The sequence below is a fragment of the Actinophytocola glycyrrhizae genome (genome assembly GCF_042653545.1).
Taxonomy (GTDB): domain Bacteria; phylum Actinomycetota; class Actinomycetes; order Mycobacteriales; family Pseudonocardiaceae; genus Actinophytocola; species Actinophytocola glycyrrhizae.
In genome coordinates, this window is record NZ_JBHSIS010000020.1 from 130243 (window position 1) to 154724 (window position 24482).

The window sequence follows — 24482 nt, forward strand, 5'->3', positions numbered from 1 at the left end:
CCCGCCCGGCCCGCGCGGGGCCGGGCGGGCGGCGGGCTACTTCATGGCGGCGAGCTGGATCAGGTTGCCGCACGTGTCGTCGAGGACCGCGGTGACCACGGGCCCCAGGTCGGTTGCCTCCTGCGTGAACTCGACACCGAGCCCCTTGAGCCGCTCGACCTCGGCGTGGACGTCGTCGACGGCGAACTGGGTGAACGGGATGCCGTCGGCGGCCAGTGCCTTCTTGAACGGGCCCGTCGCGGGGTGGCCGTCGGGCTCCAGCAGCAGCTCGACGCCGTCGGGGTTGGCGGGGGAGGCCACGGTGAGCCAGCGGGCCCCGCCTGCCGGCTCGTCGGTCTTCTTGACGAACCCGAGCTTCTCGGTGTAGAAGGCGAGCGCCTTGGCCTGGTCGTCGACGAACACGCTGGTGATGTTGATACGGATCACGGGTTGGGGTCCTCTCGGTCGATGGGCCACCGCTCGACGACCGCGCGCAGCGGGCTCGTGTCGATGTGGTGGAACTTGTAACGGCCCTGCCGCCGGGTGTGCACCAGACCGGCCTGTTCGAGCACCGCGAGGTGCTGCGAAATGGCCTGGCGCGAGGAGGCCAGGCCGTGCTTCATGGTCAGACGGCCACAGATCTCGAACAGCGTCTGGCCGTCCTTGTCGGTCAGCTCGTCCAGGATGGTGCGTCGCGTCGCGTCGCCGAGAGCCTTGAACAGGTCGGTGTCTGCGTCCACGGACACAGTTATAGGCAAGTAGGCGCTTGCCTGTCAAGGCGAGGGGCGCCTCATGAGCCGTCACTCGTCAGTGCCAGCATCGCCTCGGAGAGGCTCGCGTAGTTCTCGATGCCCTCGGCGGTCTCGGTCGCCCGCAGCACCCTGGCCACCGTGAGGCTCGCGATCACCACCGCGAGGCGCTGGCCTGCCCAGCGTGCGCGCGCGGTCGCGTCGAGCAGGACGCGGACACCGGCCGCCGCGCAGTAGGTGACCTCGGTGAGGTCGACGATGATGCCGGGCACGCCCCGCTTGTGCAGGTCTTCGAGCACGGTGGCGAGGGTGGAGACCGTCAGCAGGTCGATCTCGCCCGCGACGCGGCACACGTGGAGATCCTCGTTGTGCCGTACCACGCGCACCTGAAGGGTGCGGTCGATGATCCGTTGCACGTCAGGCGCCGGATTTCGCGGATGCGCCGGCGGAAGGCGGTGTGGGCCTGTCCCCATTCGTCGCTTCCCTCGGCTGTCGGCTGCACCAGGATTCTACCGGTCTCCCCGTGGCTGCTGTGCCCGGCCCTGCGGCCCCTTGTCCTGGCCGGAACCAAGGCGCGTCCCCCGAGGTGGCCCGACATCGGGAAGGAGGGCCGGTGGGGCCGCGCCGCCCCACCGGCCCTCGGGCCGGGCTCAGGTCGTGAGGTGCAGCCGCGCGCGGAGGTCCGCCGCCGTCAGGTCGGCGCAGAACACGCCGGTTCCCGGCTGGTACTTGCGGCCGCCGACGGACAGGCCACCGACGTCGACCGGCGCGAACCCGATCTCCGACACCAGGGCCATCGCGGCCTTCTTGGCCCGCAGGTCGTCGCCCGCCACGGGGATGGCGCGGCGGGGGACGCGGTGGGCGTGGTCGCGCAGGTGCTCCCAGTCGATGGCGTTGAGCGCCTTGACCACGTACGCGGTGATGAGGTGGCACTGGATCAGGTCGCTCGAGGTCAGGCAGTCGTCGTCGAGGTCGGGGGCGGGGCCGTCGAGGACGGGATCGTAGTTGGTGGCGTCGATGACGGTCTTGCCCGCCAGTTCGGCCACCGGCAGCTCACGGTGGCGGTTGAACGGCACCGCGACGATCACGACGTCGGCGAATGCCGCCACCCCGCGCATGGTGCGCGCCACCAGCAGGCCGCACAGCGACACCTCGTGCCCGGTGAGGGCGAACTGCCTGCCGAGCGTGGTGCCGAGGTGGCCCGCACCGATGATGCCGATACGCATGACGGGCGCCTAGTCCACGACGACCGAGACGATGAGCGACCGGTGCGGCACGTTCATGGGGATCGTCATCGGCCGGTAGCGGCGCGGGCGAGGGCGCGCGTTCTGCGTGGCGACAATTGTCGTCGCGACGTCCTCGCGGTCGGCATAGCGGCGCATCGGCAGCCGGTGCAGCTTCGCCATGGTCACGGCGTCGGCGCCGTACACGGCGGCGTGTGCGATGAGTTGCCAGCGATAGGCGGGAAAAGGCAGGTCCCAGAAGACCTGATGGACTACTGTTTCGTTACCTGGGTCCGGGGTCACCCAAGAATCTTGTTCTTGTCAGTTGCCGGAGACATCCGTCAAGTGACGGAGGTGGGAACGTCAGTACTCCCCGGCTGCCGCCTTGTCGATCAACCACAGCGTCTCTTGCCGCCCACGGGCGCCCGCGGCCGGGAGATCGGCCTCCTCCGCACCGGCGAGCGCGGCCGCGACGGCCTCCGCCTTCCCCGCGCCCGCGGTCATCAGCCACACCCGCTCCGCGTTGCGGATCGTCGGCAGCGTAAGCGACACCCGCGTCGGCGGCGGCTTCGGGCAGTCCCGCACCGCGACCACCGCACGTGCCGTCTCCGCCACCGCGGGGGAGTGCGGGAAGATCGAGGCGGTGTGGCCCTCCTCGCCGACCCCCAGCAGGCACACGTCGAACGACGGCACGTCGCGCAACAGCACCGCGTACGCCTCGGCGGCCGCGTCCGGGTCGTCGCCGAACTCGCCGTCCGACGGCGCCATCGGGTGCACCCGATGCGGCGACACCGGCACGTGGTCGAGCAACTCCCGGCGTGCCAGCGTCTCGTTGCGCTCCGGGTCACCGCGGGGCAGGAAACGCTCGTCGCCCCAGTAGATGTCGATGGTCGACCAGTCCAGCTTCGACATTGTGGCCGCGTCGCGCAGCGCGGCGAGCACGGCACCGCCGGTGCGGCCGCCCGTCAGCACGACAGAAGCCGTGCCACGGGCGGCCTGCGCCTCGGCCAGCGCCGCCGCGAGCCGGGCCGCCGTCCGTGCGGCCAACTCGTCCTGCGACTCGTGGACGACGGTCGTCGCACCCGTGGTCACGACGCGGGCACCTCCGCCTTGACCTTCTTGCGCACGGCCGGTTTCCGGCTCGCCGCGGAGCCACGGCCGCCGCGGTCGACCTTGCCGAGCGCCTTGAGCGCGGTCTCGTAGATCTCGTCCGGGTCGAGGCGCCGCAGCTCCTCGGCGATGCAGTCGCGGACCGCGCGCCGCTGCAGCGCGACCCGCCGGTCCGGCTGCCCCGGCTGGGACAGCATGCCGACCGCGCCGTCGGGACGGTGGATCTCGATGTTGCCGGAGCGGCGCTCCATCACCACCGACACGATGCCCTGACCGGACTTGGCCTTCGTGCGCTTCACCGGCAGCCGCAGCTTCGCCGCGAGCCACGCGGCGAGCAGGTCGGCGGAGGGGGAGTCGTTCTCGCCGGACACCGAAGCCCCCGTCACCTTCTCGTGCGGCGGCAGGTCGAGCGCGGCGGCGAGCAGCGCCCGCCACAGCGTCAGGCGCGTCCACGCGAGGTCCGTGTCACCGTCCGAATAGGACTTCGCGCGGGCTTCGAGTGCCTTGGTGGGGCTGCGTTCCGCCGCCGCGTCGGTGATGCGGCGGGTGGCCAGCGCACCGATCGGGTCCTTCGCGGGCGACGCGGGCGACTCGAACGGCCACCACGCGACGACCGGCGCGTCCGGCAGCAGCAGCGGCACCACGCACGAAGCGCCCTCGTTGGCGAGCGGGCCGTACAGCCGCAGCACGATGACCTCGCTCGCGCCGGCGTCACCGCCGACACGAATCTGTGCGTCCAGCCGTGCCGAGGCCTTCTTCGCGCCGCGCGCGACGACGATCACCCGGCACGGGTGCTCCCGGCTCGCGTGGTTGGCCGCGTCGATGACATCCTCGGTGCGCTCGCTGTCGTCGGTGACGATCACCAGCGTCAGCACGCGCCCGATGGTGTTCGCGCCACCCTGTTCGCGCAGGTGCACCAGCTTGCTGTTCACCTGCGACGTCGTGGTGGCCGGCAGGTCGATGATCATGACGTCCCCTCGCTGGCGCTCCGTGGCGTCATCGCCCGTGTCAGTGGTTCGCGCGCACGCTCGCTCACGGACGCCTCCAGTGCCGGCCGGTGCGGGTGAGCATGCGGTCCGCGGACTCGGGACCCCAGGTGCCCGCCGGGTAGGGCTCGGGCTTCCCGTTCACCCGCCATGCCTTCAGGATCGGGTCGAGGATCTGCCAGGACAGCTCGACCTCGTCGTTCTTCGGGAACAGGGACGGCTCGCCGAGCAGCACGTCCAGGATCAGCCGCTCGTAGGCCTCCGGCGACGACTCGGTGAACGAGTGGCCGTAGGAGAAGTCCATGTTGACGTCCCGGACCTCCATGGTGGAGCCGGGCACCTTCGAACCGAACCGCATCGTCACGCCCTCGTCGGGCTGGACCCGGAACACGAGCGCGTTCTGGCCGAGCTCCTCTGTGGACGTGGCGTCGAAGGGCAGGTGCGGCGCCCGCTTGAACACCACGGCGATCTCGGTGACGCGGCGGCCCAGCCGCTTGCCGGTGCGCAGGTAGAACGGCACCCCGGCCCACCGGCGGGTCTCCACGGCCAGCTCGATCGCCGCGTACGTCTCGGTGATCGAGTCCTTCGCGAACCCGCCCTCCTGCAACAGGCCGGGCACCTTCTGGCCGCCCTGCCAGCCGCCGGTGTACTGGCCGCGTGCGGTGGTCTCGGCGAACGGGCCGACCGGCTTGGTGGCGGCCAGGATCTTCGCCTTCTCCGCGCGGACCGCGTTGGGGTCGAAGGAAACCGGCTCCTCCATCGCCGTCAGCGCGAGCAGCTGCAGCAGGTGGTTCTGGATCACGTCACGGGCGGCGCCGATGCCGTCGTAGTAGCCCGCGCGGCCCCCGAGGCCGATGTCCTCGGCCATGGTGATCTGCACGTGGTCGACGTAGTTGCCGTTCCAGATCGGCTCGAACAGCTGGTTCGCGAACCGCAGCGCCAGGATGTTCTGCACGGTCTCCTTGCCGAGGTAGTGGTCGATGCGGAACACCGACTCCTCGGGGAAGATCTCGTTGACCATCTTGTTGAGCTGCTTGGCACTCGCCAGGTCGTGACCGAACGGCTTCTCGATGACCACCCGGCGCCACTCGTCGGTCCTGGGCGCCGCGAGGCCGGTGCGGGCCAGCTGCTGGATCACCTTCGGGAACGCGGCAGGCGGGATCGACAGGTAGAACGCGTGGTTGCCCGCCGTGCCACGCACCTGGTCGAGGTCCTGGATGGTCTGGACCAGGTTGTCGAACGCCATGTCGTCGTCGAAGGAGCCTGGCACGAACCGGCAGCCCTCCGCGAGACGGTCCCACACCTCCTGCCGGAACGGCGTGCGCGCGTGCTCCTTGACCGCGTCGTGCACGACCTGACCGAAGTCCTGGTCCGCCCAGTCGCGCCGCGCGAACCCGACCAGGGAGAAACCGGGGGGCAGCAGCCCCCGGTTCGCCAGGTCGTAGATGGCGGGCATGAGCTTCTTCCTGGACAGGTCACCGGTCACCCCGAAGATCACCAGGCCGCACGGCCCTGCGATCGTGGGAAGCCGCTTGTCCCGCTCGTCCCGCAGCGGGTTCTGCCAGCCCCGTGTCACCTGCCGACCTCCTGAAGCGCTGTCACCAGGTGCGCCAGCCCGGCGGCCCGGTCGGTGAAGTGCAGCCGCAGCACCGGGCGCCCGTTCCCGGCGAGCACCTGACCGTCCCCGAGCGCCTGCGCGAGCTGCAGCGTGCCGAGCGTGTACGGGCGATCGGGGACCGCGATGTCCTCCTCGACCGCGCCGGTCAGCTGCAGGAACACGCCGTTCTGGTGGCCGCCCTTGTGGTACTGGCCGGTGGAGTGCAGGAACCTCGGGCCCCACCCGAACGTGGTCTGCAACCCGGTGCGGCGCGCGATCTCCGGGCGCAGCACGACGGCCGACGCGTCGGCGATCCGGTCCAGGTAGGCCTGCACGGAGATGTAGCCGAACTCCGGCGCGGACGCGAGGAACGCCCGCAGCACACCGGCAAGCGTGTCCGCACCGGACAGTCCTTCCGGTGCGTGCACCTCGACGGCGCCGTCGGTGAAGGTCGGGGTGGCCGGTTCGGACTTCGGCGCGTCGAGCAGCGAGCGGGCGGCCTTCTTCGCGGCCTCGACGTCGGGCTGGTCGAACGGGTTGATGCCGAGCAGCCGCCCGACCAGCGCGGTCGCGTACTCCCACAACAGGAACTGGCCGCCGAGGCCGCCCTGGGTGCCGATCAGCGCGCCGTTCGTGGACTCGCCGATGGCGATCGGCGTCGCGTCGGCGTGCGCGTCGGAGAAGTCGGGCGAGTCGGGCCGCTCGACCACCACCGGCAGCAGGCCGATGCCGTTCTTGCCGGTGGACTCGGCGATCAGCTGCTCCGCCCAGTCACCGAAGCCCTTGATGCCCGAGCCGGTGTCGGCGATGACCACCTTCTCCGCGCCCCGCGCGTGCGCCCCGCCGAGCGCGGCGGCCAGCACCAGCGCCGGGTTCTCCGCGCTGTCCACCGACAGGTACCCGGCGGCGGTCGCGGCCTCGTCGAGCAGCGTGCCGATGTCGGCGCCCGCGAGACCGGAGGGCACCAGCCCGAACGCGGTCAGCGCCGAGTACCGCCCGCCGACGTGCGGGTCGGCGGCGAACACGCGCCGGTAGCCGGCCTCCTTCGAGGCCGCTTCGAGCGGCGAGCCGGGGTCGGTCACGACCACGATCCGCGACGCGGCGTCGATGCCCTCGTCCGTGAACGCCTTCTCGAAGATCCGCCGGTGGCTGTCGGTCTCCACGGTGGACCCCGACTTCGACGACACGACCAGCACCGTGCGGGACAGGTCGCCATCGAGCGCGTCGGCGACCTGACCGGGGTCGGTGGTGTCCAGCACGACCAGCGGCACGTCCGCGGTGCGGGTGATCACCTCCGGCGCGAGCGACGAACCGCCCATGCCCGCGAGCACCACCCGGTCGACACCGTCCGCGGCGAGCTCCGCCCGCAGCGCCTCGATCTCGGCGACGAGCGGACGCGAGGTCTCGTGCAGTGTCGTCCACGACAACCGGATCGACGCCTCGGCCTCGGCCTCAGGGCCCCACAGCGTGGGGTCCTGGGCGGTGAGCCTCGACGCGACCTTGTCGGCCGCCAGCTGTTCGGCCAGCGGCCCCGCGTCCTCGATCAACTGCTTGCGGCCCTCGAACTTGCCCTTGATCAGATCCTCGAACTGCTTGACGATCCGCACCGCCTCGGGCGGCAGGTCGTTCGGCTCGGTCATGTGGTCGTTCAGCTCCCCGCCGCGGCCAACTGGTCCTTGACCGTGTCGAGCAGCTCTTCCCAGGACTTCTCGAACTTCTCCACGCCCTCGTTCTCCAAGGTGATGAACACGTCGTCGATGTCGATGCCGACCGCGGCGAGGTCGTCGAACACCTGCTGTGCGGCCGGCGCGGTGCCGGTCACCGTATCGCCGCGCAGGTCGCTGTGCTCGGCAGCCGCGTGCAGCGTGTTCTCCGGCATCGTGTTCACGGTGTCGGCGACGACCAGCTCGTCGACGTACAGCGTGGGGGAGTAGTCCGGGTTCTTCACACCGGTCGACGCCCACAGCGGACGCTGCGCGTGCGCGCCCGCGTCCGCGAGCCGCTGCCAGCGCTCGCCGGAGAAGACCTCCTGGAACGCCGCGTACGCGAGGCGCGCGTTGGCGACGGCCGCCTTGCCGCGCAGGGCCTTCGCCTCGTCGGTGCCGATCGCGTCGAGCCGCTTGTCGACCTCGCTGTCCACGCGGGAGACGAAGAACGACGCGACCGAGTGGATGCCCGCGAGGTCGTGCCCGTTCGCCTTGGCCTGCTCGAGGCCGTCGAGGTAGGCGCCCATCACGGCCCGGTACCGCTCGACCGAGAAGATCAGCGTGACGTTCACGCTGACACCCTCGGCGAGGGTGGCGGTGATCGCCGGGATGCCTGCCTCGGTGGCGGGGATCTTCACGAGCAGGTTCGGCCGGTCGACCGTCTTCCACAGGTCGAGCGCCTCGGCGACCGTCTTGTCGGTCTCGTGCGCCAGCCGGGGGTCGACCTCGATCGACACGCGGCCGTCGACCCCGCCGGTGCGCTGGTAGAGGTCGCGGAACAGGTCGCACGCGGTGCGGATGTCGGTGGTCGTGATCTCCTTGACCGCCGCGTCGAGCGAGGCGCCGCGCGCGGCGAGCTCACGGACCTGCTCGTTGTAGTCCGACGCGTCGGACAGCGCCTTCGCGAAGATCGTCGGGTTGCTCGTGACGCCCACGACGTGCTTGTCACGTACCAGTTCCGCCAGGTTGCCCGTGTTCAGGCGCTTGCGGGACACGTCGTCGAGCCAGATGGAAACGCCCAGTTCGGATAGCTGGGCCAGCTTGTCGGTCATGCGAGCCTCTCAGTCTTCCCAAGCGAGTGGCGGGCCGCGGACACGACCGCGTCCGCGGTGAAGCCGAACTCGGAGAACAGGGTCTGGTAGTCGGCGGAGGCACCGTAGTGCTCGATGGAGACGATCTCGCCCGCGTCGCCGACATAGCGGTACCACGGCTGGGCGATGCCCGCCTCCACGGCGACCCGTGCCTTCACCGTGGGTGGGAGCACACTGTCGCGGTAGGACCGGTCCTGGGCCTCGAACAGTTCCTGCGACGGCATGGACACCACTCTCGTGGCAACACCGTCGGCCTCGAGAACCTTCCTGGCCTCGACCGCGATCTGCAGCTCGGAGCCGGTGGCGACGAGCACCACCTGAGGCACCCCGGCCGAGCTGTCCTCGAGCACGTAGCCACCCTTGGCCACACCCTCGGCGGCCTTCTCCCTGGTGCCTTCGAGCACCGGCAGGTTCTGCCGGGTCAGCGCGAGGCCGACCGGCGCGTCGTGCTGCTCGAGGATCGTCCGCCACGCGGCGGCGGTCTCGTTCGCGTCACCCGGGCGCAGGACGACCAGTCCCGGGATGGCGCGCAGCGCGGCGAGGTGCTCGATCGGCTGGTGCGTCGGGCCGTCCTCGCCCAGGCCGATGGAGTCGTGCGTCCACACGTAGGTCGTCGGCAGCTTCTGCAGCGCGGCGAGCCGGACCGGCGGGCGCATGTAGTCGGAGAACACGAGGAACGTCGCGCCGTAGGGGCGGGTCGGCCCGTGCAGCACGATGCCGTTGAGGATCGAGCCCATCGCGTGCTCGCGGACACCGAAGTGGAGCGTGCGGCCGTACGGGTGCGCGTCCCACTCCTTCGTCTTCGCCGCCTCCGGGCCGAACGAGTCGGCGCCCTTCATGGTGGTGTTGTTGCTCTCCGCGAGGTCCGCGGAGCCACCCCACAGCTCGGGCAGGACGTCGGCCAGCGCGTTCAGCACCTCACCGGAGGCCTTGCGGGTCGCGATGCCCTTCGGGTCCGGGTCCCACGACGGCAGCGCGTCGGCCCAGCCGTCCGGCAGGCGGTAGGCACTGGCGCGGTCCAGCAGCGCCTTGCGCTCCGGGTTCGCCGACGCCCACTCGTCGAAGCTCTTCTGCCACTGCTCGTGGGCCTGCTTGCCGCGGTCGGCGACCAGCCGGGCGTGCTTGAGCACCTCCGGCTCGACCACGAAGTTCTGCTCGGGGTCGAAGCCGAGGATCTTCTTGACCTCGGCGACCTCGTCGGCACCCAGCGCGGCGCCGTGCGCCTTGCCGGTGTTCATCTTGTTCGGCGCCGGGTAGCCGATCACCGTGCGCAGCAGGATGAACGACGGCCGCGTGGTCTCGGCCCTGGCCGCCTCGACCGCGTCCAGGAACGCGACCACGTCCTCGCCGCCGTCGACGACCTGGACGTGCCAGCCGTAGGACTCGTAGCGCTTCGCGGTGTCCTCGGACAGCGCGATGTTCGTGTCGTCCTCGATCGAGATCTCGTTGTCGTCGTAGATGACCGTCAGGTTGCCCAGCTCCTGGCGGCCGGCGAGCGAGGACGCCTCGGCGGTGACGCCCTCCTCGATGTCGCCGTCGGAGGCGATCACGTAGATCTGGTGGTCGAACACGCTCGTGCCGGGCGCGGTGTCCGGGTCGAACAGACCACGCTCGCGGCGGGCGGCCATCGCCATGCCGACCGCGGAGGCGAGCCCCTGGCCGAGCGGGCCGGTGGTGATCTCCACACCGGCGGTGTGCCCGTGCTCAGGGTGACCCGGCGTCTTGGAACCCCAGGTGCGCAACGCGGCGATGTCCTCGATCTCCAGCCCGTAGCCGGAGAGGAACAGCTGCAGGTACAGCGTCAGGCTCGAGTGACCGGCGGACAGCACGAACCGGTCGCGGCCGATCCAGTCCGGGTCGCTCGGGTCGTGGCGCATCACCCGCTGGTAGAGGGCGTAGGCGACGGGCGCGAGGCTCATCGCGGTGCCAGGGTGGCCGTTCCCCACGTGCTGGACGGCGTCCGCTGCGAGGACCCGGACGGTGTCCACCGCGCGTTTGTCGAGGTCCGTCCAGTCCTCAGGCAGGTTCTGTGTGGTCAAACGGGCCAGTTCGTCTGCGCTCATCGACACGGACTCAAGCTCCCACCTAATCGTCTTGTCGATCATGCCAGGCGGCACGACCGCGCTGGTCACCATCGGAATACCCGGACAATTCCTCACCCTAACGAAACCACCCGACGGCGGCCGTCCACGGTCACGCGGCTACCATTTGAGCCGTTACCCGAACAGCCGCCACTTACACCAGTCAGGAGCCGCCGGTGAGCGCAGCGCTGGGGGCGACCGCGGAAACCCCTCGCCGCACCAGCAGGGATGTCGTCCGTGCGTACGTCGCGCTGACCAAGCCGAGGATCATCGAGCTCCTGCTGGTCACGACGGTGCCGGCCATGATGCTGGCGCAGCGGGGCATCCCGTCGCCGTGGCTGGTGTTCGCCACGCTGTTCGGCGGCACCATGGCCGCGGGCTCCGCGAACGCGCTCAACTGCGTGGCGGACGCGGACATCGACGCGGTGATGAAGCGCACCTCGACGCGCCCGCTCCCCAGACACCAGGTGCCCACCCGCAACGCGCTCGTGTTCGGGGTCACGCTCGGTGTGCTGTCCTTCGCGTGGCTGTGGCCCACGACCAACCTCCTGGCGGCGTTGTTGGCCGTCGCCGCCATCCTGTTCTACGTACTGGTCTACACGATGGTTCTGAAGCGCAGGACCGCGCAGAACATCGTGTGGGGCGGTGCCGCGGGGTGCATGCCGGTCGTGATCGGCTGGTCCGCGGTCACGGGCTCGATCGAGTGGCCCGCGCTGGTCATGTTCGGCGTGATCTTCTTCTGGACCCCGCCGCACTTCTGGGCGCTGGCGATGAAGTTCAAGGACGACTACGCGCGTGCGGGCGTGCCGATGCTCCCCGTCGTGACGACCGCCGACCGGGTCGCCCGGCAGATCGTCACCTACTCGTGGGTGATGGTGGCCTGGACGTTGCTGCTGGTGCCCGCCACCGGCTGGGTGTACACCACGTTCGCCGTCCTCACCGGCGGCTGGTTCCTGGTCGTCGCGCACCGGCTGTACACCGCCACCAAACGTGGCGAGCCCGGCAAGCCGATGAAGCTCTTCCACATGTCGAACACGTACCTGACGCTGGTGTTCGTGGCACTGGCCGTCGACTCGGCGCTGAGCCTCCCGGTCATCGGCCTGCCCTTCTAGTCCGCCGAGTGCCCCGAAGGCGCTTTCAGGGCGTGGTCGGCCCGAGGTTTGCCGCCAAGCGCGGCGGGCCATTCCGGTGATCGTGTTCGACGCCTTCACCCTCGACCGGGTCACGGTCGGCGACGTCACCCTGCGCGTCCGGCACGGCGGCAGCGGCCCGCCCGTCGTCCTCCTCCACGGGCATCCGCGCACCCACACCACCTGGCACCGGGTGGCCCCGCTGCTCGCTGAGAACCACACGGTCGTGTGTCCCGACCTGCGCGGCTACGGCGAGTCGACGGCCGTCCCGACGACCGCCGACCACGCGCCCTACTCGAAACGGACCATGGCGCAGGACGTGGTCGCGCTCATGCGCGCACTGGGCCACACCGGGTTCGCCGTGGTCGGGCACGACCGGGGGAGCTACGTCGCGTTGCGGCTCGCGCTCGACCACCCGGAAGCGGTGACCGCGCTGACGGTGGTGGACTCGGTGCCGATCGGGGAGGCACTCGCCCGGTGCGGGGCGACGTTCGCGCAGCGGTGGTACCACTGGTTCTTCTTCGCGCAGCCGGACATCCCCGAGCGGGTCATCGGCGCCGACCCGGACGCGTGGTACGGCGTCGGCACCCGCAACACCGCGGCGGGCATGGGGGAGGAGAACTTCGCCGACTTCCTGCGGGCGATCCACGACCCGGCGACGGTCCGCGCGATGCTCGAGGACTACCGCGCTGGCCTGGGGGTGGACCGCGCCAACGACGACGCCGACCGTGCCGCCGGGCACCGCGTCGCCTGCCCGGTGCAGGTGCTGTGGAGCACGCGGGACGACATGGCGGACCTGTACGGCGACGTCCTCGCCGTGTGGCGGCCGTGGACCACGGACCTGCGCGGCGGTCCGATCGAGTCCGGGCACCACGTCGCCGAGGAGGCGCCCGCCGAGTTGGCCGCGGCCGTCGGGGAGTTCCTGCGCACCGCCGGTTGACCACGACCACCACGGTAGAATACCGTTCGGTTATGAAACCGGATGGTGATGGACGATGACGGCGGCGCTCGTGCCGGAACGACGACTCGACGAGACCTTCGCCGCGCTGGCCGACCCCACGCGACGGGCCATCCTCGCGCGCCTGGCCAAGGGGGAGGCGTCGGTCAAGGAGCTGGCCGAGCCGTTCACCATGACGCAGCCCGCGATCTCCAAGCACCTCAAGGTCCTCGAACGTGCGGGCCTGGTCGAACGCGGCCGGGACGCGCAGCGCAGGCCGTGCCGCCTGGTCGCCGAACCCATGCTGGCCGCGACCAGGTGGCTCGGGGACTACCGGCGGTTCTGGGAGCAGAGCTACGACCGGCTCGACGAGCTGCTGTCCGATGGGTGACCGCGACATCGTGATCACCCGTGACTTCGCCGCGTCCCGGCAGCGGGTGTTCGACGCGCACACGAAACCGGAGCTGCTGCGACGCTGGTTCGGCCCGCACGGCTGGCGGCTCGCCGTCTGCGAGGTCGACCTGCGGCCGGGTGGCACCTGGCACTACGTGCTGCACGGACCGGGCGGCGAACGGATGGCGCTGCGCGGCACCTACCTCGAGATCGACCCGCCGGACCGTCTCGTCATGTCCGAGCACAACCCGGACTGCCATGCCCGCGCCGACCACGAGTCGGTCATCACCATCGAGCTGACCGGCGACACCAGCCTCACCCACACGACCACCTTCCCGACGCGGGCGATCCGCGACGCCGTCCGCGAGTCCGGCATGGCGCGCGGCGTCGGCCAGGGCCTCGACCGACTCGCCACCGAACTGGAGCAGACCATGGACTGGAAGATCGAGATGATCCCCGTGCCCGTCACCGACGTGGACCGGGCCAAGGACTTCTACGCGGGCAAGCTCGCCTTCCCCGTCGACGTCGACCACGAGGCGGGTGACTTCCGCATCGTCCAGGTGACCCCGCCGGGGTCGGGCTGCTCGATCGGCTTCGGGCGCGGCGTCAGCGAGATGAAACCCGGCGAGCTCAAGGGCGTGCAGCTCGTCGTCGACGACGTCCAGCGCGCCCGCGACGAACTCGTCGGCCGCGGCGTCGACGCCACGCCGGTCTACCACTTCGAGGACGGCAAGCAGATCGACGGCCCCGGCGGCGAGTGGAACTCGTTCGTCAGCTTCAGCGACCCCGACGGCAACCGCTGGGTGCTGCAGGAACGTCCCGCGCAAGGCTGATACATGGGCATCGGCCGCGATCAGGGTGGTGCCGGGCGGTCAGGACGCGGCCGCCGGGCTGGTTCCGTTGACGGCCTCCAGCAGGTCGGAGACGTCCGCGTCGTCCAGTGACTCGCGGATGCACTGCCACAGCTGCAGGTTCGCCGACGCCCAGCGGGTGTACACGGCGGCGGCTTCCGGGTTGTAGAAGTAGAAGCCCTCGTCGTGCACGCCCTGCTGTTCGCCGCAGATCTTGTTCGCCAGCTCCCGCAGGCCGATGCCGTTCTCCTCGAGGTAGCGGTGCGCGAGCACCACCGGCGTCACCGGGAGCGCCTTGAACAGCGTGTCGGCGTCCGACAGCGCCTGCGCCTCGAGGGAGATGTCGCGGCCGCGGGTGGCCATCTCCGCCTCGACCACGATGCGGTCGATCCAGCCGGCGACGTGCGGCGCGACCCCGGCACGCCTGAGGATCGCGCGGCGCAGCCTGCCGCCCTCGGCGGCGGCGGAGTTCCTGCGCACCAGGTAGTTGACGTCGTGGACGAGCGCGGCCGTCTCGACCACGCTGACCTCGGCGCCGTTGAGCACCGCGAACCTGGCCGCCTTGGTGCGGACGAAGCTCACGTGGTGCCATCCGTGGAACTGCAGGCGCGCCGCGTGGCGTGTGCAGATCCGGTGGACGTCCGCCTCGACGGCGTCGACCACCTCCGGTGCGATCACCGGCGTCATTCCGCCGACAGGCGGGTTCTCCTCGACAGACATCGACCCCTCCGAACCGTGCCGTCGCCCGCGCCGGTGCGGTCGGCGCGGAAGGCAGGCTCGTGGAGGTTGATGGTAAACGCCGGGAATGGAATTGTCTGCGGTCCTTGGTCCCTATCGGCTCCTTCCAGCCGGAATCACAGGCGGTCCGCCAGGTGCGACAACCGGGATTCGACCGGGACGTGGCGGTGGCTTTCCTGGGTCACGGGGTCGTAGGACAGGCTCCATGGCGTCACCTGCCTGGATTTCACCAGGAACGTCATCGTTCCGTTCGTCGCACGCGGAATGCGGTGGAAGTCGGAGGCGAGCAGGCTGCCCGCGGCGCCCTCCGGGCATTCGGTGGCGGTCAGCAGTTCGGTGGCGGAGATCAGGCCGTTGTCCGGCTTGATCGCCGCCGTGTAACGTTCGTGCAGGTAGGCGCCTTTCAGAATGGTCGTGCAGAAGTGGTACCGGTGGTTGTGCACCGAGTCCGCGTAGCCCGCGCGCCAGTCGCGCTGCTCCTTGTACTCGTGCAGCCAGAACGTGAACGGCTCGTCCGGCCGGTCCCGCAGGCACCACGCGAAATGTGTCGTCGTCTCCCTTGACTGCCTGATGACCGCGTCCGCCTGCCGGGTGGGCAGTGCCAGCAGGTGCGCACGCAGGTCCGTGCGCAGGTTCGGTCGTGTCGACCAGGTCTCGAACCACCGGTCCACCTGGTCCCAGCGGGACAGGAGGTCGAAGTCGGCGCCCCTCAACTGCTCGGCGAGCTCCCCGAGTACGGAGCCGTTGATGACCATGGAATATCAGCTCCCCAACTCAGCTGTGGCGGCGAACTCGCGGAGGAAGTTGTAGAACTCCGCGTTGAGATCGAGGAACTGTTCCTCGCTCAGGACCGAATTGGTGATCTTCTCGAACTGTGTGATGAACTCCTGCCGCGTCATGTCCGGGGTGATCACCAGATGGTGTGCGTGGTGGGACGCGCTGATGCGGCCGAACTCCGCGCGTTCCATGTTGTAGATGAACGAGCCGTCCGAGAACCGCAGCGTGCGGGGAAACTCGGCGGGCGCGTGCGCGTCGCTGTAAAGCGTCACCCACACGCTGTCGTCGAAGATCTCCAGCCGGTCCAGCGGCGGATCGGAGATCACCGTGACCTCCATCCGCGTGCACCTGCTGCGGGCCAGGTACAGCCCGACGAGACCCATCCTGATCTCTTCGTGCAGCCGGGTCTGGATCGTGTCGACGTCCACGTCGGCCGCCGAGTGGCGGATCAGGTAACGGGCGCGTCCGCTGATCCCCGAAGGATTGTCGGGGTCCGCGACCACCGCGCGAAGCTCCCACTCGGCCTTGGACAACAGCAGCCGCGCGGCTGCGTGCCGACCGGAGAAACCTCGGAACAGGTACTGCCTCGTGTTCTGCAGGTCCTGCATCATCAGCCGGTTGAGCGCGGGGTTGGGCTCCGCGGTCGCTTCGAAGACGTGGGTGGGGAAGAACTCACGGTTCATCGACCGGTACTCGGCGGACAGGTCACGCAGTGCTTGCCGAGATTCCTCGATGAGCGGCGTGAGCATCGCCCGCTGGGTTGCGGTCGCGGTGATGAGGGTCTGGCCGAAGCCGACGATGGCCGAGACCAGAGTGCCGGTGGCCACCGCCGTGACCAGGTTCTTGCCGACGCCGGGATCGAGATTCGCCGACAGGACCATGGTCAGTCCGGAGACCACGACCAAAATCAGGAGTAGGAGGCCGGTTCTTGTCCAGAAGATCTCTTGAATGGGGTTCTTGCGGAGGCCCTTTCTGGCTTCCGCTGGCAACGCCTTTCACCTCCCTCGGCAGCGACCACCCGATCGGGCGTTCGCTCTCTGTGGTTGATCGAGCGCGGAGAGCAACTCTACCGCTACACCCGCAGGGGATAAAGGGGACGAGCGGGTGTCCGGACGGGTTCTCCGAGGCACTGGAACCCCAGGAAAACAGCCATCTAGGCTGACGTCCATCATGCGTATCGTGAGCAGGGTCGCGGTTGCAGCGCTGGTCACGGCGTTGCTCACCGCCTGTGTGAGCCGCGGTGGCCCGGAAGTGTTGTCCGCATCGGACCAACCGCCGACGAGCAGCCCGGTCCCAGGGGAATGTGACACAACCGACATCGCCGTGACCACAAACCTTGATGACGCACCCAAGGTGACGGTGCCTCGTGACTGTGCGTCACCGTCGATCCTGCTCGCACAGGACGTGGTGCGGGGCGCCGGTCCGCAGGCGGTCGCGGGCACGAGCCTCCAGGTCAGCTACGTGCTGGTGCTGTGGACGTCCGGCACGGTGCTCGACAGCACCTGGTACGCGGGCGAGAGCCTGCCGGCCAACGTCGAGGACCTAGGCAGCCGCCCCCTGGTCCGCGGCTGGGACGAGGGACTGCCGGGCATCCGGGAGGGCGGGCGCAGGCTGATCGTCGTCCCGCCTGCCCAGGACGGCGGCGAGCGGGTGGGCGACACCCTGGTCTACGTGGTCGACGCGTTGTCGGTCACGACCGGCTGATCACGGGATCAGCAGCAGCTTCCCGGTGGTGCGGCGGCCTTCCAGGTCGGCGTGTGCCCTGGCCGCGTCGGCGAGCGGGTAGCGGCCGCCGACCCGGATCGAGGCCCGGCCGCCCGCGATGGCCTGGAACAGCTCGTCGCAGCGCCACCGGTACTCCTCGGGCGTCGCGATGTGGTGGGCCAGCGCCGGCCTGGTCAGGAACACCGAGCCCGCCGCGTTGAGCCGCTGCGGGTCGACCGGCGGCACCGCGCCGCTCGCGGCGCCGAACAACGCCAGCACGCCACGCCGCGCGAGGCTCGCGAGGCTGCCGTCGAACGTGGTCCTGCCGACGCCGTCGTAGACGGCCGCGACCCCGGCCCCGCCGGTGAGGTCCCGGACGCCCTGGACGAAGTCGGACTCGGTGTACCGGATGACCTCGTCGGCGCCCGCCGCACGGGCGAGCGCCTCCTTCTCCGGTGTCGACACCGTGCCGATCACCCTGCCGCCGCGCGCCTTCACGAGCTGGGTCAGCAGCAGGCCCATGCCGCCTGCCGCGGCGTGCACGAGCACGGTGTCGCCCGGCTTCACCGGGTAGGTGGACGTCACGAGGTAGTGCGCGGTCAGGCCCTGCAGCATCGCGGCGGCGGCCAGGTCGTCCGCGACGCCGTCGGGCACCGGGAACGCGGCCCTGGCCGGCACGACCACCTGCTGGGCGTACGAGCCGGGCGCGTCGGCCCACGCGACGTGGTCGCCCTCGGCGAACCCGGTGACGTCCGCGCCGACCGCGAGGACCGTGCCGGCGCCCTCGACGCCGAGCACGAACGGCAGGTCCCTCGGGTACATGCCGCGGCGGTGGTAGGTGTCGACGTAGTTCACGCCGGCCGCACCCACCGACACCAGGAGCTCACCGGCGCCGGGGGCGGGTGCGTCGACCTTGTCGAGCTCCAGCACCTCCGGCCCGCCGGTGGCACGCACGAGAATGGCATCGATGGGGTCGGCCACGTTTGTCCTCCACGGTCACGAAAACGTTGTGCACTTCGGTGACCGGGCAGCCTGGCCGCTCCTACGCGGCGAGCTTGGCTGCGAGCCGTTCCGGTCGGGGCCAGCGTACGGCCCACGCCCAGCCGAGCTTCTCGAAGATCCAGATCACCCGCGCGGAGATGTCGAGCTGGCCGCGCATCACGCCGTGCCGCGCGCCGGTCGGGTCCGCGTGGTGGGAGTTGTGCCAGGACTCGCCCATGGACAGGATCGCGAGCGGCCAGAAGTTGGCGGCCTTGTCCCGGCTCACGAACGGCCGCGAGCCGATCATGTGGCAGATCGAGTTCACCGACCACGTGATGTGGTGCAGGAAGGCGACGCGCACGAAACCGGCCCAGAAGATGCCGGTCACCACCCCCCACCACGACATGGTGATCAGCCCGCCGAGCAGGCCGGGCAGGCCGAGCGTGAGCACGGTCATCGGGATGAACAGCTTGTCGACGAGCTGGATGTCCTTGTCGGCGAGCAGGTCCGGGGCGAACCGCTCCGCGTTGGTCTTGTCCCGCCCGAACAGCCAGCCCATGTGCGCGTGCCAGAAGCCCTTGGCGATCGCGGCCGGGGAGGTGCCGAACAGCCACGGCGAGTGCGGGTCGCCGTCACGGTCGGAGAACGCGTGGTGTCTGCGGTGGTCGGCGACCCACGCGACGACGGAGCCCTGCGAGGCGAGGCTCCCGGCCAGCGCGAGCGCGATGCGCAGCGGCCGCTTGGCCTTGAACGAGCCGTGGGTGAAGTAGCGGTGGTAGCCGACGGTCACACCGAGCGAGCTGACCAGGTAGAAGCCCGCCGCGAGGCCGACGTCGACCCAGCCGAGGCCCCAGCCCCACGCGAACGGGATCGCGGCGGCGAGGGCGAGGAGCGGGAGGATGAGGAAGACCTTGACGGTCAGCTGCTCGGCGCCGGAGCGCTGACCGGAGAGGATGGGCTTGGGGGTCCGTGGTTCACGCGTGGGCGTCAGTGTCGCGGAGATGGTGGAGACCTCATATCTCGGCCGGGACGCGGCCTTGTGACGTAGACCTACGGTTACGTACCCGTAGGTTTCTGTCCAAAGATTAGGCGGTCTCGGTCGCCCCCGCCACTGTCACGTTCCCGGAGTCGTCCTCCGCGGCGGCCCGCCCGCGCACCCCGCACCACAGCGAACCGGTGGCGATGATGACGCCCATCGCACCGAGAACGTGCAGGCAGACCAGCAGTTCCGGCACCCCGGTCCAGAACTGGACGAACCCGATCGTGCCCTGCGCGAGGACCACCGCGACGAGCACCCGGTAGCGCCGCCACGGCGGCGGGAACGTGTGCTGGCCACGCAGCCAGAACCCGAGCAGCACCAGCGAGCCGAGGAAGGCGTACAGGAACGCCGCGTGCACGTGGGACATGGTCTCGACCGGGATGCCGAGGCGGGGCGTCTTCGGGTCGCCGCCGTGCGGGCCCGCGCCGGTCACCATCGTCCCGGTGACGAGCAGGCCGGCGAGGAACCCGGTCTGCACGTACAGCCAGGTCGACAGCGTGCCGGGGACCGCGGCCACCGGCCCTGGTGCTTCCGCGGTGTCGTCGCGGGGCACCGCGTGCACGAGCAGCGTCGCGAGCCACACCATGATCGTCGACGCGAGCAGGTGCACCGCGACGCTCCACCAGACCAGGTCCAGCCGCACGGTCAGGCCACCGATGATCGCCTGGACGACCACTCCGGCCGGCATGGCGAACGCGAGCCGCAGGTAGCGGCGGTCGGTGCGTGGTCGGTGCAGGTACGCGAGCACGAAGCAGACACCCGCGATGATGCCGACGACGCCGGTGAACAGGCGGTTGCCGTACTCGATCCACTGGTTGAGCGTGTCGTACTCGGGGTGCTCGACGGGCACCATGCTGCCGGGGAAGCACTGCGGCCAGGTGGGACAGCCGAGGCCGGAACCGGTGACCCGGACCACCGCGCCGGTCATCGCGATCAGCGCCTGCGTCGCGAGGACGGCGACGGCGAAGCCGAGCTGCAGCCGACGGCTCGGGTTGGGCAGGCGATCGATGCGGGCCTTCAGCGTTTCCAGCGGCACCGCCCGATCGTAAGGAGTGGTCGCGCGGGGTCTCCCGCCGGGTTTGCCCTGCCCCTGGCGGCAAGGGCTAGCGTCTGCCCCGTGCGTTTCGCGATCAGTTACCAGTCCCCCCACCACGGAGTCGACCCCGGCAACCTCGTCGCGTACGCGCGGCACGCGGAGGAGTGCGGGTTCGAGGGCCTGTACCTGCCGGAGCACGTGGTGCTGCACCCCGGCGCCGCGCTCAGGTCGGTCGAGCTGCCGCCGACGATGCCCTACCTCGACCCGGTCGACGCGCTGGCGTTCGTCGCGGCGGCCACGTCCCGGCTGCTGCTCGGCACCGGGGTGCTGCTGCTGCCCTACCACCACCCGGTACCGCTGGCGAAGCGGCTCGCGACGGTGGACGTGCTGTCGGCGGGCCGGTTGCGCCTGCTCACCGTGGGCGTCGGCGCGCTGCCGGGGGAGGCGCGGGCGGTGGGGGTGGACTTCGCCACCCGCGGCCGCCGCGCCGACGAGGCGATCGACGTGCTGCGGCTGCTGTGGTCGGGCGGCGCGGACGGGGTGAGCAACGACGGCGAGTTCTTCCCGTTCGCGGACCTGTGCAGCTTCCCCCAGCCGGTCGGCGGCCCGCTGCCGATCCACGTCGGCGGTTCGAGCCCGGCGGCCGCCAGACGGGCCGGGACGCGTGGCGACGGCTGGTTCCCCGGCGGCACGCTGCCGCCGGACGAACGGGCCCGTCAGCTCGAGGTGGCGCGGACCGCGGCGGCCGGTGCGGGACGCGACCCGGCCGCGCTGGAGTACACGAGGTGGGCGCCGATCGACCTGCCGGAGCAGTCGCTGGCGGCCTACGCCGAGCAGGGCGTGACCAGGCTGGTGGTGAGCGCGACCGCGACCGACCCCGCTGCGCAGCGCGCGCAGATGTCGGCGTTCGCGGCCCGGTTCGGGCTCGGCGCGGGGCGCTAGGACAGCTTCGTCGTGCGGGTCGCGACGAGGGTCGCGACCGCGCCCCACCCGACGAGGACGGCGAACACCGGCCAACCGGGGGCGCCGCCGTCGACCAGCGCGGTGTGCAGGCCGTCGGTGAGCGCGCCGGAGGGCAGCAGCATGACCACGTCGCCGAGCGCGCCTGGCATCGAGTCCGGCGGGACGACGATGCCCCCGCCGAGCAGCAGCACGAACCACACGACGTTGGCGAGGGCCAGCACCACCTCGGCCTTCAGCGCGCCGCCGAGCAGCACGCCGAGCGCGCCGAACGACAACGTGCCCACGAGCACCAGCAGCACTGCCCACGCGAGGCCCGCCAGGCCGGGCGCCCAGCCCATGATCGCCGCGAGCACGCCGAGCACCACGAGCTGTACCGCCACCACCACGAGCCCGGCGACCGCGCGCCCGGACACCAGCAGCCACCGGGGCAGGGCCGTCGCGGCCAGCCGCTTGAGCACGCCGTAGCGGCGGTCGAACCCGAGCGCGATGGCCTGCCCGGTGAACGCGGAGGACATGACCGCCAGTGCGAACACCCTCGGCACCACCGAGTCCACCCGTGGGTCGGGCAGGTCGAGGATGTCGAGGACGGTGAGGCCGACGAGCAGCGCGACCGGGATCAGCAGCGTCAGCAGGATCTGCTCGCTGTTGCGCAGCGTGAGCATCGCCTCGGTCCGCGCGTGGACGAACAGCATCCGCCCGACCCGGCCGCGGCCGGGCGCCGGCGTGAACGTGCCCGCCGGGAAGGTCGTCATCGCAGTTCCTTCCCGGTCAGCTCCAGGAACACGTCCTCGAGGCTGCGCCTGCCGACGTGCAGCTCCTCGGCCAGCACCCCCTGCTGCGCGCACCAGGCCGTCACCGCCGAGACGACCTGCGGGTCGACGCGGCCGGTCAGCACGTAGGCGCCGGGGGTGGGCTCATCGAGCGTGCAGTCCGCGGGCAGCGCGGTGCACAGCTCGGTCAGGTCCAGGCCGGCCCGCGCGCGGAAGCGCAGCTGAGCCGAGTCCGGTCGTTCCGCCGTCAGCTGGCTCGGGCTGCCGTCGGCGACGACCCGGCCGCGGTCGACGATCACGACGTGGTCGGCGAGCTCCTCGGCCTCCGCCATGACGTGCGTGGTCAGCAGGACGCTGACGCCGTCGGCACGCAGCGCACGCACCAGCTCCCACACCAGCCGCCGCGCCTGCGGGTCCAGCCCGGCCGTGGGCTCGTCGAGGAACACCAGCTCCGGCCTGCCGACGAGCGCGCACGCGAGCGACAGCCGCTGCTGCTGCCCGCCGGAGAGCCGCTTGTACGGGGTGCGGCGGGCCCCGTCGAGACCGAGCACGTCGATCAGCCACGCCGGGTCGATCGGGTCGGCCGCGCACGCGGCGACGAGCGCGAGCATCTCCTCCGCCCGCACACCGGGGTAGGCGCCACCGCCCTGCGGCATCACGCCGATGCGTGGCCGCAGCCGCTCGTGGTCGGTCGCCGGGTCGAGCCCCAGCACCCGGACCTCGCCGCCGTCGCGGCGTTGGAAGCCCTCGCAGATCTCCACGGTCGTGGTCTTGCCAGCACCGTTGGGGCCCAGCAGCGCGAGCACCTGTCCACGGGCCAGCCGCAGGCTCAGCCCGTCGACGGCGGTCGTCGCGCCGAAGCGTTTGACCAGCCCCGACAGCTCGACCGCAGACTCGCTCACACCGACAAGGTTATTGCCTGCGTCAGGCGGGGGTCTCGACCGGGGCTGGTGCCTTCCGCCGTGGCCGGGTGGGGATGTGCCTGCGGACGACGAACAGCGCCACCGCCACGACGATCGCCGCCGCCAGGTAGGCGTAGGGCAGCTGGTAGGTGCGCCCGTCGAAGGTGTTGCCGGTGGGCGGGAGGGCCACCGCGAACGCCGCGCTGATGGCGGTCGCCGCGGTGCGGAAGCGGGTGTTGCCCGCGGCGGAGGCCAGCGGGATCGCCGCCCACAGCAGGTACCAGGGCTGCACGGTCGCGCCGAGCACCAGCACCGCGGCCATCGCCGCGCCGAGGCCGATCATGGGACGCAGCCGCCAGCGGAAGCTGTCCAGCAGCAGCTTCGCGGCGAGGAGCGGACCGAGCAGCGTGCCGACCATGCGGCTCACGGTGATCGCCGCGTCGATGTGGTTGCCGAGCCCGAGGATGATCCCGAGCCCGCCCGCGCCGAAGCCGAGCGCGGTCATGGGCGCCATCCAGCTCTTGATCATGTTGGCGGTGTTCAGCGTCGATGCCCAGCCGAAGCCGAGACCGCTGCCCAACGAGGTCAGCGCGACCACGCCGAGGAAGATCACCAGCAGGGCGGCGGCGGTGACGAACAGGTGTTTCCACCGCCCGCCCCAGCGCCGCGCGATCATCACCCCGAGGAAGCCCAGCGCCAGCGCGGCCGGGATCTTCACGACCGCGCCCAGCGTGATGACGACGGCACCGATGCCGTACCAGAGCAGCTCGCCGGGCTGCCGAGGCGGATACGGCCCGCCCGGCCCGACCCTGGGCATCTTCCGCAGCCCGAGCTCGATGCCCACCAGCATGAGGCCGATCGCCAGTGCCTCGTTGTGCACGCCGACGACCAGGTGGAACAGGACGAGCGGGTTCCCCGCGCCGAGCCACAGCGCGCTCACCGGGTTGATGCCGAACCGCCGCGCGAGGCGGGGCAGCGCCCACACGATCATCGCGAACCCGAGCAGGGCGAGCAGCCGGTGGAACGCGACGCCCATCACCACGTGGTCACCGGTCAGCCAGGTGATCCCGCGGCCGATGACCAGGAACAGCGGCCCGTACGGCGACGGGGTCTCCCGCCACATCGTCGGCACGTTCTTGGTGAGGACGTCGTCGTAGCCGAGCGCGTCGGCGGGGCCGACGGTGTACGGGTCCAGCCCGCGCGCGGCGATCTCGCTCTGCGCGAGGTAGCTGTAGACGTCCTTGCTGAACATCGGGACGGTGAGCACCAGCGGCGCGGTCCACATCACCAGCGTGCGGGCCATCTGCGGCAGCGACACCATCCGTGCGCGGCCGGGCAGCGACAGCCTGCCGAGGCCCAGCCACGCGAGCACGATCATGAACACGCCGGCGAACGCGATCGCGAGCGACACCGTCGTCATGCGGCTGAACAGGCCGAACACCGGGAGACCCCAGACGGGGTTGTTCACCGGTGCGGCGCCCGCACCGAGCGAGCCGGCGGCCAGCAGCAGCGCGCCGACCGTGCCGAACCGGCGGATGACGTCGAGCTGCCTGCGCTCGCGGGTGTCCAGCGGCGCGGTCGCGGACACGGCGGGTCCGGCCGGTTGCCCATCCGTCTGCGCCTGCGTCACGTCACCCACCGCCACGTGCGGGAGCGTATCGGGCACACCCCCGGGTGACTCCGATCACCTCGCGGCGGGCCCACTTTGCCCACGTCCCGGAAATAAGACACACTGGTGT

At 70.9% G+C, this 24482-nt stretch carries 26 protein-coding genes; 6 read left to right on the forward strand and 20 right to left on the reverse strand.

Features of this window, described 5'->3' with window-relative positions; genetic code table 11:
- Positions 1-36 precede the first annotated feature (36 nt).
- The 11 genes from ACFPCV_RS28780 to tkt form a co-directional block, all read right to left on the reverse strand.
- Positions 37-426 carry a VOC family protein gene (locus ACFPCV_RS28780; protein WP_378059510.1) on the reverse strand — a complete coding sequence of 130 codons (390 nt, stop codon included), beginning with the start codon at positions 424-426 and terminating at the stop codon, positions 37-39.
- Positions 423-719: an ArsR/SmtB family transcription factor gene (locus ACFPCV_RS28785; RefSeq protein WP_378059511.1), complete on the reverse strand. Its 297-nt coding sequence runs from the start codon at positions 717-719 to the stop codon at positions 423-425. Before ACFPCV_RS28785 ends, ACFPCV_RS28780 begins: the two co-directional genes overlap by 4 nt.
- 50 nt (positions 720-769) lie before the next feature.
- A complete protein-coding gene (locus ACFPCV_RS28790) occupies positions 770-1144 on the reverse strand; it encodes an STAS domain-containing protein (RefSeq protein ID WP_378059512.1) in 375 nt (124 codons plus the stop codon).
- Positions 1145-1378: 234 nt separating this feature from the next.
- Positions 1379-1954: an NADPH-dependent F420 reductase gene (locus tag ACFPCV_RS28795; protein WP_378059513.1), complete on the reverse strand. Its 576-nt coding sequence runs from the start codon at positions 1952-1954 to the stop codon at positions 1379-1381.
- A 9-nt stretch (positions 1955-1963) separates the two neighbouring features.
- On the reverse strand, positions 1964-2254 hold the full coding sequence (locus tag ACFPCV_RS28800; protein ID WP_378059514.1) for a DUF2795 domain-containing protein: 291 nt from the start codon (positions 2252-2254) through the stop codon (positions 1964-1966).
- Positions 2255-2314: 60 nt separating this feature from the next.
- Positions 2315-3043: a 6-phosphogluconolactonase gene (pgl, locus tag ACFPCV_RS28805; RefSeq protein ID WP_378059515.1), complete on the reverse strand. Its 729-nt coding sequence runs from the start codon at positions 3041-3043 to the stop codon at positions 2315-2317.
- Complete coding sequence (opcA, locus tag ACFPCV_RS28810) at positions 3040-4029, reverse strand: glucose-6-phosphate dehydrogenase assembly protein OpcA (protein WP_378059516.1); 990 nt, start codon at positions 4027-4029, stop codon at positions 3040-3042. Before opcA ends, pgl begins: the two co-directional genes overlap by 4 nt.
- A gap of 64 nt (positions 4030-4093) precedes the next feature.
- Positions 4094-5623 (reverse strand): glucose-6-phosphate dehydrogenase, encoded by a 1530-nt coding sequence (gene zwf / locus ACFPCV_RS28815; protein ID WP_378059517.1) that lies wholly within the window; start codon positions 5621-5623, stop codon positions 4094-4096.
- The gene (locus ACFPCV_RS28820; RefSeq protein ID WP_378059518.1) at positions 5620-7284 is read right to left on the reverse strand and encodes a glucose-6-phosphate isomerase; all 1665 of its coding nucleotides are present in this window, start codon (positions 7282-7284) and stop codon (positions 5620-5622) included. Before ACFPCV_RS28820 ends, zwf begins: the two co-directional genes overlap by 4 nt.
- A gap of 8 nt (positions 7285-7292) precedes the next feature.
- The gene (tal, locus tag ACFPCV_RS28825) at positions 7293-8402 is read right to left on the reverse strand and encodes a transaldolase (protein ID WP_378059519.1); all 1110 of its coding nucleotides are present in this window, start codon (positions 8400-8402) and stop codon (positions 7293-7295) included.
- The gene (tkt, locus tag ACFPCV_RS28830; protein WP_378060037.1) at positions 8399-10504 is read right to left on the reverse strand and encodes a transketolase; all 2106 of its coding nucleotides are present in this window, start codon (positions 10502-10504) and stop codon (positions 8399-8401) included. The genes tal and tkt overlap by 4 nt, the downstream gene beginning before the upstream one ends.
- Positions 10505-10710: 206 nt before the next feature.
- Between tkt and ACFPCV_RS28835 the strand changes: the two genes are divergently transcribed.
- The 4 genes from ACFPCV_RS28835 (at position 10711) to ACFPCV_RS28850 (ending at position 13815) form a co-directional block, all read left to right on the forward strand.
- Positions 10711-11634: a heme o synthase gene (locus ACFPCV_RS28835; RefSeq protein WP_378060038.1), complete on the forward strand. Its 924-nt coding sequence runs from the start codon at positions 10711-10713 to the stop codon at positions 11632-11634.
- An 82-nt stretch (positions 11635-11716) separates the two neighbouring features.
- The gene (locus tag ACFPCV_RS28840; protein ID WP_378059520.1) at positions 11717-12592 is read left to right on the forward strand and encodes an alpha/beta hydrolase; all 876 of its coding nucleotides are present in this window, start codon (positions 11717-11719) and stop codon (positions 12590-12592) included.
- Positions 12593-12647: 55 nt separating this feature from the next.
- Positions 12648-12980, forward strand: coding sequence for an ArsR/SmtB family transcription factor (locus ACFPCV_RS28845; protein ID WP_378059521.1), 333 nt, complete (start codon positions 12648-12650; stop codon positions 12978-12980).
- Complete coding sequence (locus tag ACFPCV_RS28850; RefSeq protein ID WP_378059522.1) at positions 12973-13815, forward strand: SRPBCC domain-containing protein; 843 nt, start codon at positions 12973-12975, stop codon at positions 13813-13815. The genes ACFPCV_RS28845 and ACFPCV_RS28850 overlap by 8 nt, the downstream gene beginning before the upstream one ends.
- 39 nt (positions 13816-13854) lie before the next feature.
- On the opposite strand, the gene ACFPCV_RS28855 is transcribed toward ACFPCV_RS28850, so the two are convergent.
- From ACFPCV_RS28855 to ACFPCV_RS28865, 3 genes are all read right to left on the reverse strand, one after another.
- A complete protein-coding gene (locus ACFPCV_RS28855; RefSeq protein ID WP_378059523.1) occupies positions 13855-14553 on the reverse strand; it encodes an HD domain-containing protein in 699 nt (232 codons plus the stop codon).
- Between the two features lie 134 nt (positions 14554-14687).
- Positions 14688-15326, reverse strand: coding sequence for a hypothetical protein (locus ACFPCV_RS28860; RefSeq protein WP_378059524.1), 639 nt, complete (start codon positions 15324-15326; stop codon positions 14688-14690).
- A 6-nt stretch (positions 15327-15332) separates the two neighbouring features.
- Positions 15333-16247, reverse strand: coding sequence for a hypothetical protein (locus tag ACFPCV_RS28865; protein WP_378059525.1), 915 nt, complete (start codon positions 16245-16247; stop codon positions 15333-15335).
- Positions 16248-16707: 460 nt separating this feature from the next.
- On the opposite strand from ACFPCV_RS28865, the gene ACFPCV_RS28870 reads away from it, so the two are divergent.
- Entirely contained in the window at positions 16708-17052 is a 345-nt protein-coding gene (locus ACFPCV_RS28870; protein ID WP_378059526.1) for an FKBP-type peptidyl-prolyl cis-trans isomerase, read from the forward strand.
- Here the strand turns inward: ACFPCV_RS28870 and ACFPCV_RS28875 are convergent, their stop codons facing one another.
- The 3 genes from ACFPCV_RS28875 to ACFPCV_RS28885 all read right to left on the reverse strand — a co-directional run bounded on the left by ACFPCV_RS28875 (position 17053) and on the right by ACFPCV_RS28885 (position 20108).
- A complete protein-coding gene (locus ACFPCV_RS28875) occupies positions 17053-18012 on the reverse strand; it encodes a quinone oxidoreductase family protein (protein WP_378060040.1) in 960 nt (319 codons plus the stop codon). It abuts the gene before it with no gap.
- A gap of 82 nt (positions 18013-18094) precedes the next feature.
- Positions 18095-19036, reverse strand: a complete 942-nt coding sequence (locus ACFPCV_RS28880; protein WP_378060041.1) for an acyl-CoA desaturase — start codon at positions 19034-19036, stop codon at positions 18095-18097.
- 82 nt (positions 19037-19118) lie between these two features.
- On the reverse strand, positions 19119-20108 hold the full coding sequence (locus ACFPCV_RS28885) for a COX15/CtaA family protein (RefSeq protein ID WP_378059527.1): 990 nt from the start codon (positions 20106-20108) through the stop codon (positions 19119-19121).
- 81 nt (positions 20109-20189) lie between these two features.
- On the opposite strand from ACFPCV_RS28885, the gene ACFPCV_RS28890 reads away from it, so the two are divergent.
- Positions 20190-21050, forward strand: coding sequence for a TIGR03619 family F420-dependent LLM class oxidoreductase (locus ACFPCV_RS28890; RefSeq protein ID WP_378059528.1), 861 nt, complete (start codon positions 20190-20192; stop codon positions 21048-21050).
- On the opposite strand, the gene ACFPCV_RS28895 is transcribed toward ACFPCV_RS28890, so the two are convergent.
- The 3 genes from ACFPCV_RS28895 to mptB are packed head-to-tail and all read right to left on the reverse strand — an operon-like array spanning position 21047 to position 24388.
- The gene (locus ACFPCV_RS28895) at positions 21047-21823 is read right to left on the reverse strand and encodes an ABC transporter permease (protein WP_378059529.1); all 777 of its coding nucleotides are present in this window, start codon (positions 21821-21823) and stop codon (positions 21047-21049) included. The two genes, ACFPCV_RS28890 and ACFPCV_RS28895, sit on opposite strands and share 4 nt — an antisense overlap.
- Entirely contained in the window at positions 21820-22743 is a 924-nt protein-coding gene (locus ACFPCV_RS28900; protein WP_378059530.1) for an ABC transporter ATP-binding protein, read from the reverse strand. Before ACFPCV_RS28900 ends, ACFPCV_RS28895 begins: the two co-directional genes overlap by 4 nt.
- Before the next feature lie 22 nt (positions 22744-22765).
- Entirely contained in the window at positions 22766-24388 is a 1623-nt protein-coding gene (gene mptB / locus ACFPCV_RS28905) for a polyprenol phosphomannose-dependent alpha 1,6 mannosyltransferase MptB (protein WP_378059531.1), read from the reverse strand.
- Positions 24389-24482: the final 94 nt, after the last annotated feature.

What these genes read in the sequence shown, in the direction of transcription:
- ACFPCV_RS28795 (WP_378059513.1), bottom strand. Translation starts at nt 1,954, where the DNA reads ATGCGTATCGGCATCATCGGTGCGGGCCACCTCGGCACCACGCTCGGC.
- opcA (WP_378059516.1), bottom strand. Translation starts at nt 4,029, where the DNA reads ATGATCATCGACCTGCCGGCCACCACGACGTCGCAGGTGAACAGCAAG.
- ACFPCV_RS28820 (WP_378059518.1), bottom strand. Translation starts at nt 7,284, where the DNA reads ATGACCGAGCCGAACGACCTGCCGCCCGAGGCGGTGCGGATCGTCAAG.
- tal (WP_378059519.1), bottom strand. Translation starts at nt 8,402, where the DNA reads ATGACCGACAAGCTGGCCCAGCTATCCGAACTGGGCGTTTCCATCTGG.
- tkt (WP_378060037.1), bottom strand. Translation starts at nt 10,504, where the DNA reads ATGAGCGCAGACGAACTGGCCCGTTTGACCACACAGAACCTGCCTGAG.
- ACFPCV_RS28845 (WP_378059521.1), top strand. Translation starts at nt 12,648, where the DNA reads ATGACGGCGGCGCTCGTGCCGGAACGACGACTCGACGAGACCTTCGCC.
- ACFPCV_RS28850 (WP_378059522.1), top strand. Translation starts at nt 12,973, where the DNA reads ATGGGTGACCGCGACATCGTGATCACCCGTGACTTCGCCGCGTCCCGG.
- ACFPCV_RS28855 (WP_378059523.1), bottom strand. Translation starts at nt 14,553, where the DNA reads ATGTCTGTCGAGGAGAACCCGCCTGTCGGCGGAATGACGCCGGTGATC.
- ACFPCV_RS28860 (WP_378059524.1), bottom strand. Translation starts at nt 15,326, where the DNA reads ATGGTCATCAACGGCTCCGTACTCGGGGAGCTCGCCGAGCAGTTGAGG.
- ACFPCV_RS28895 (WP_378059529.1), bottom strand. Translation starts at nt 21,823, where the DNA reads ATGACGACCTTCCCGGCGGGCACGTTCACGCCGGCGCCCGGCCGCGGC.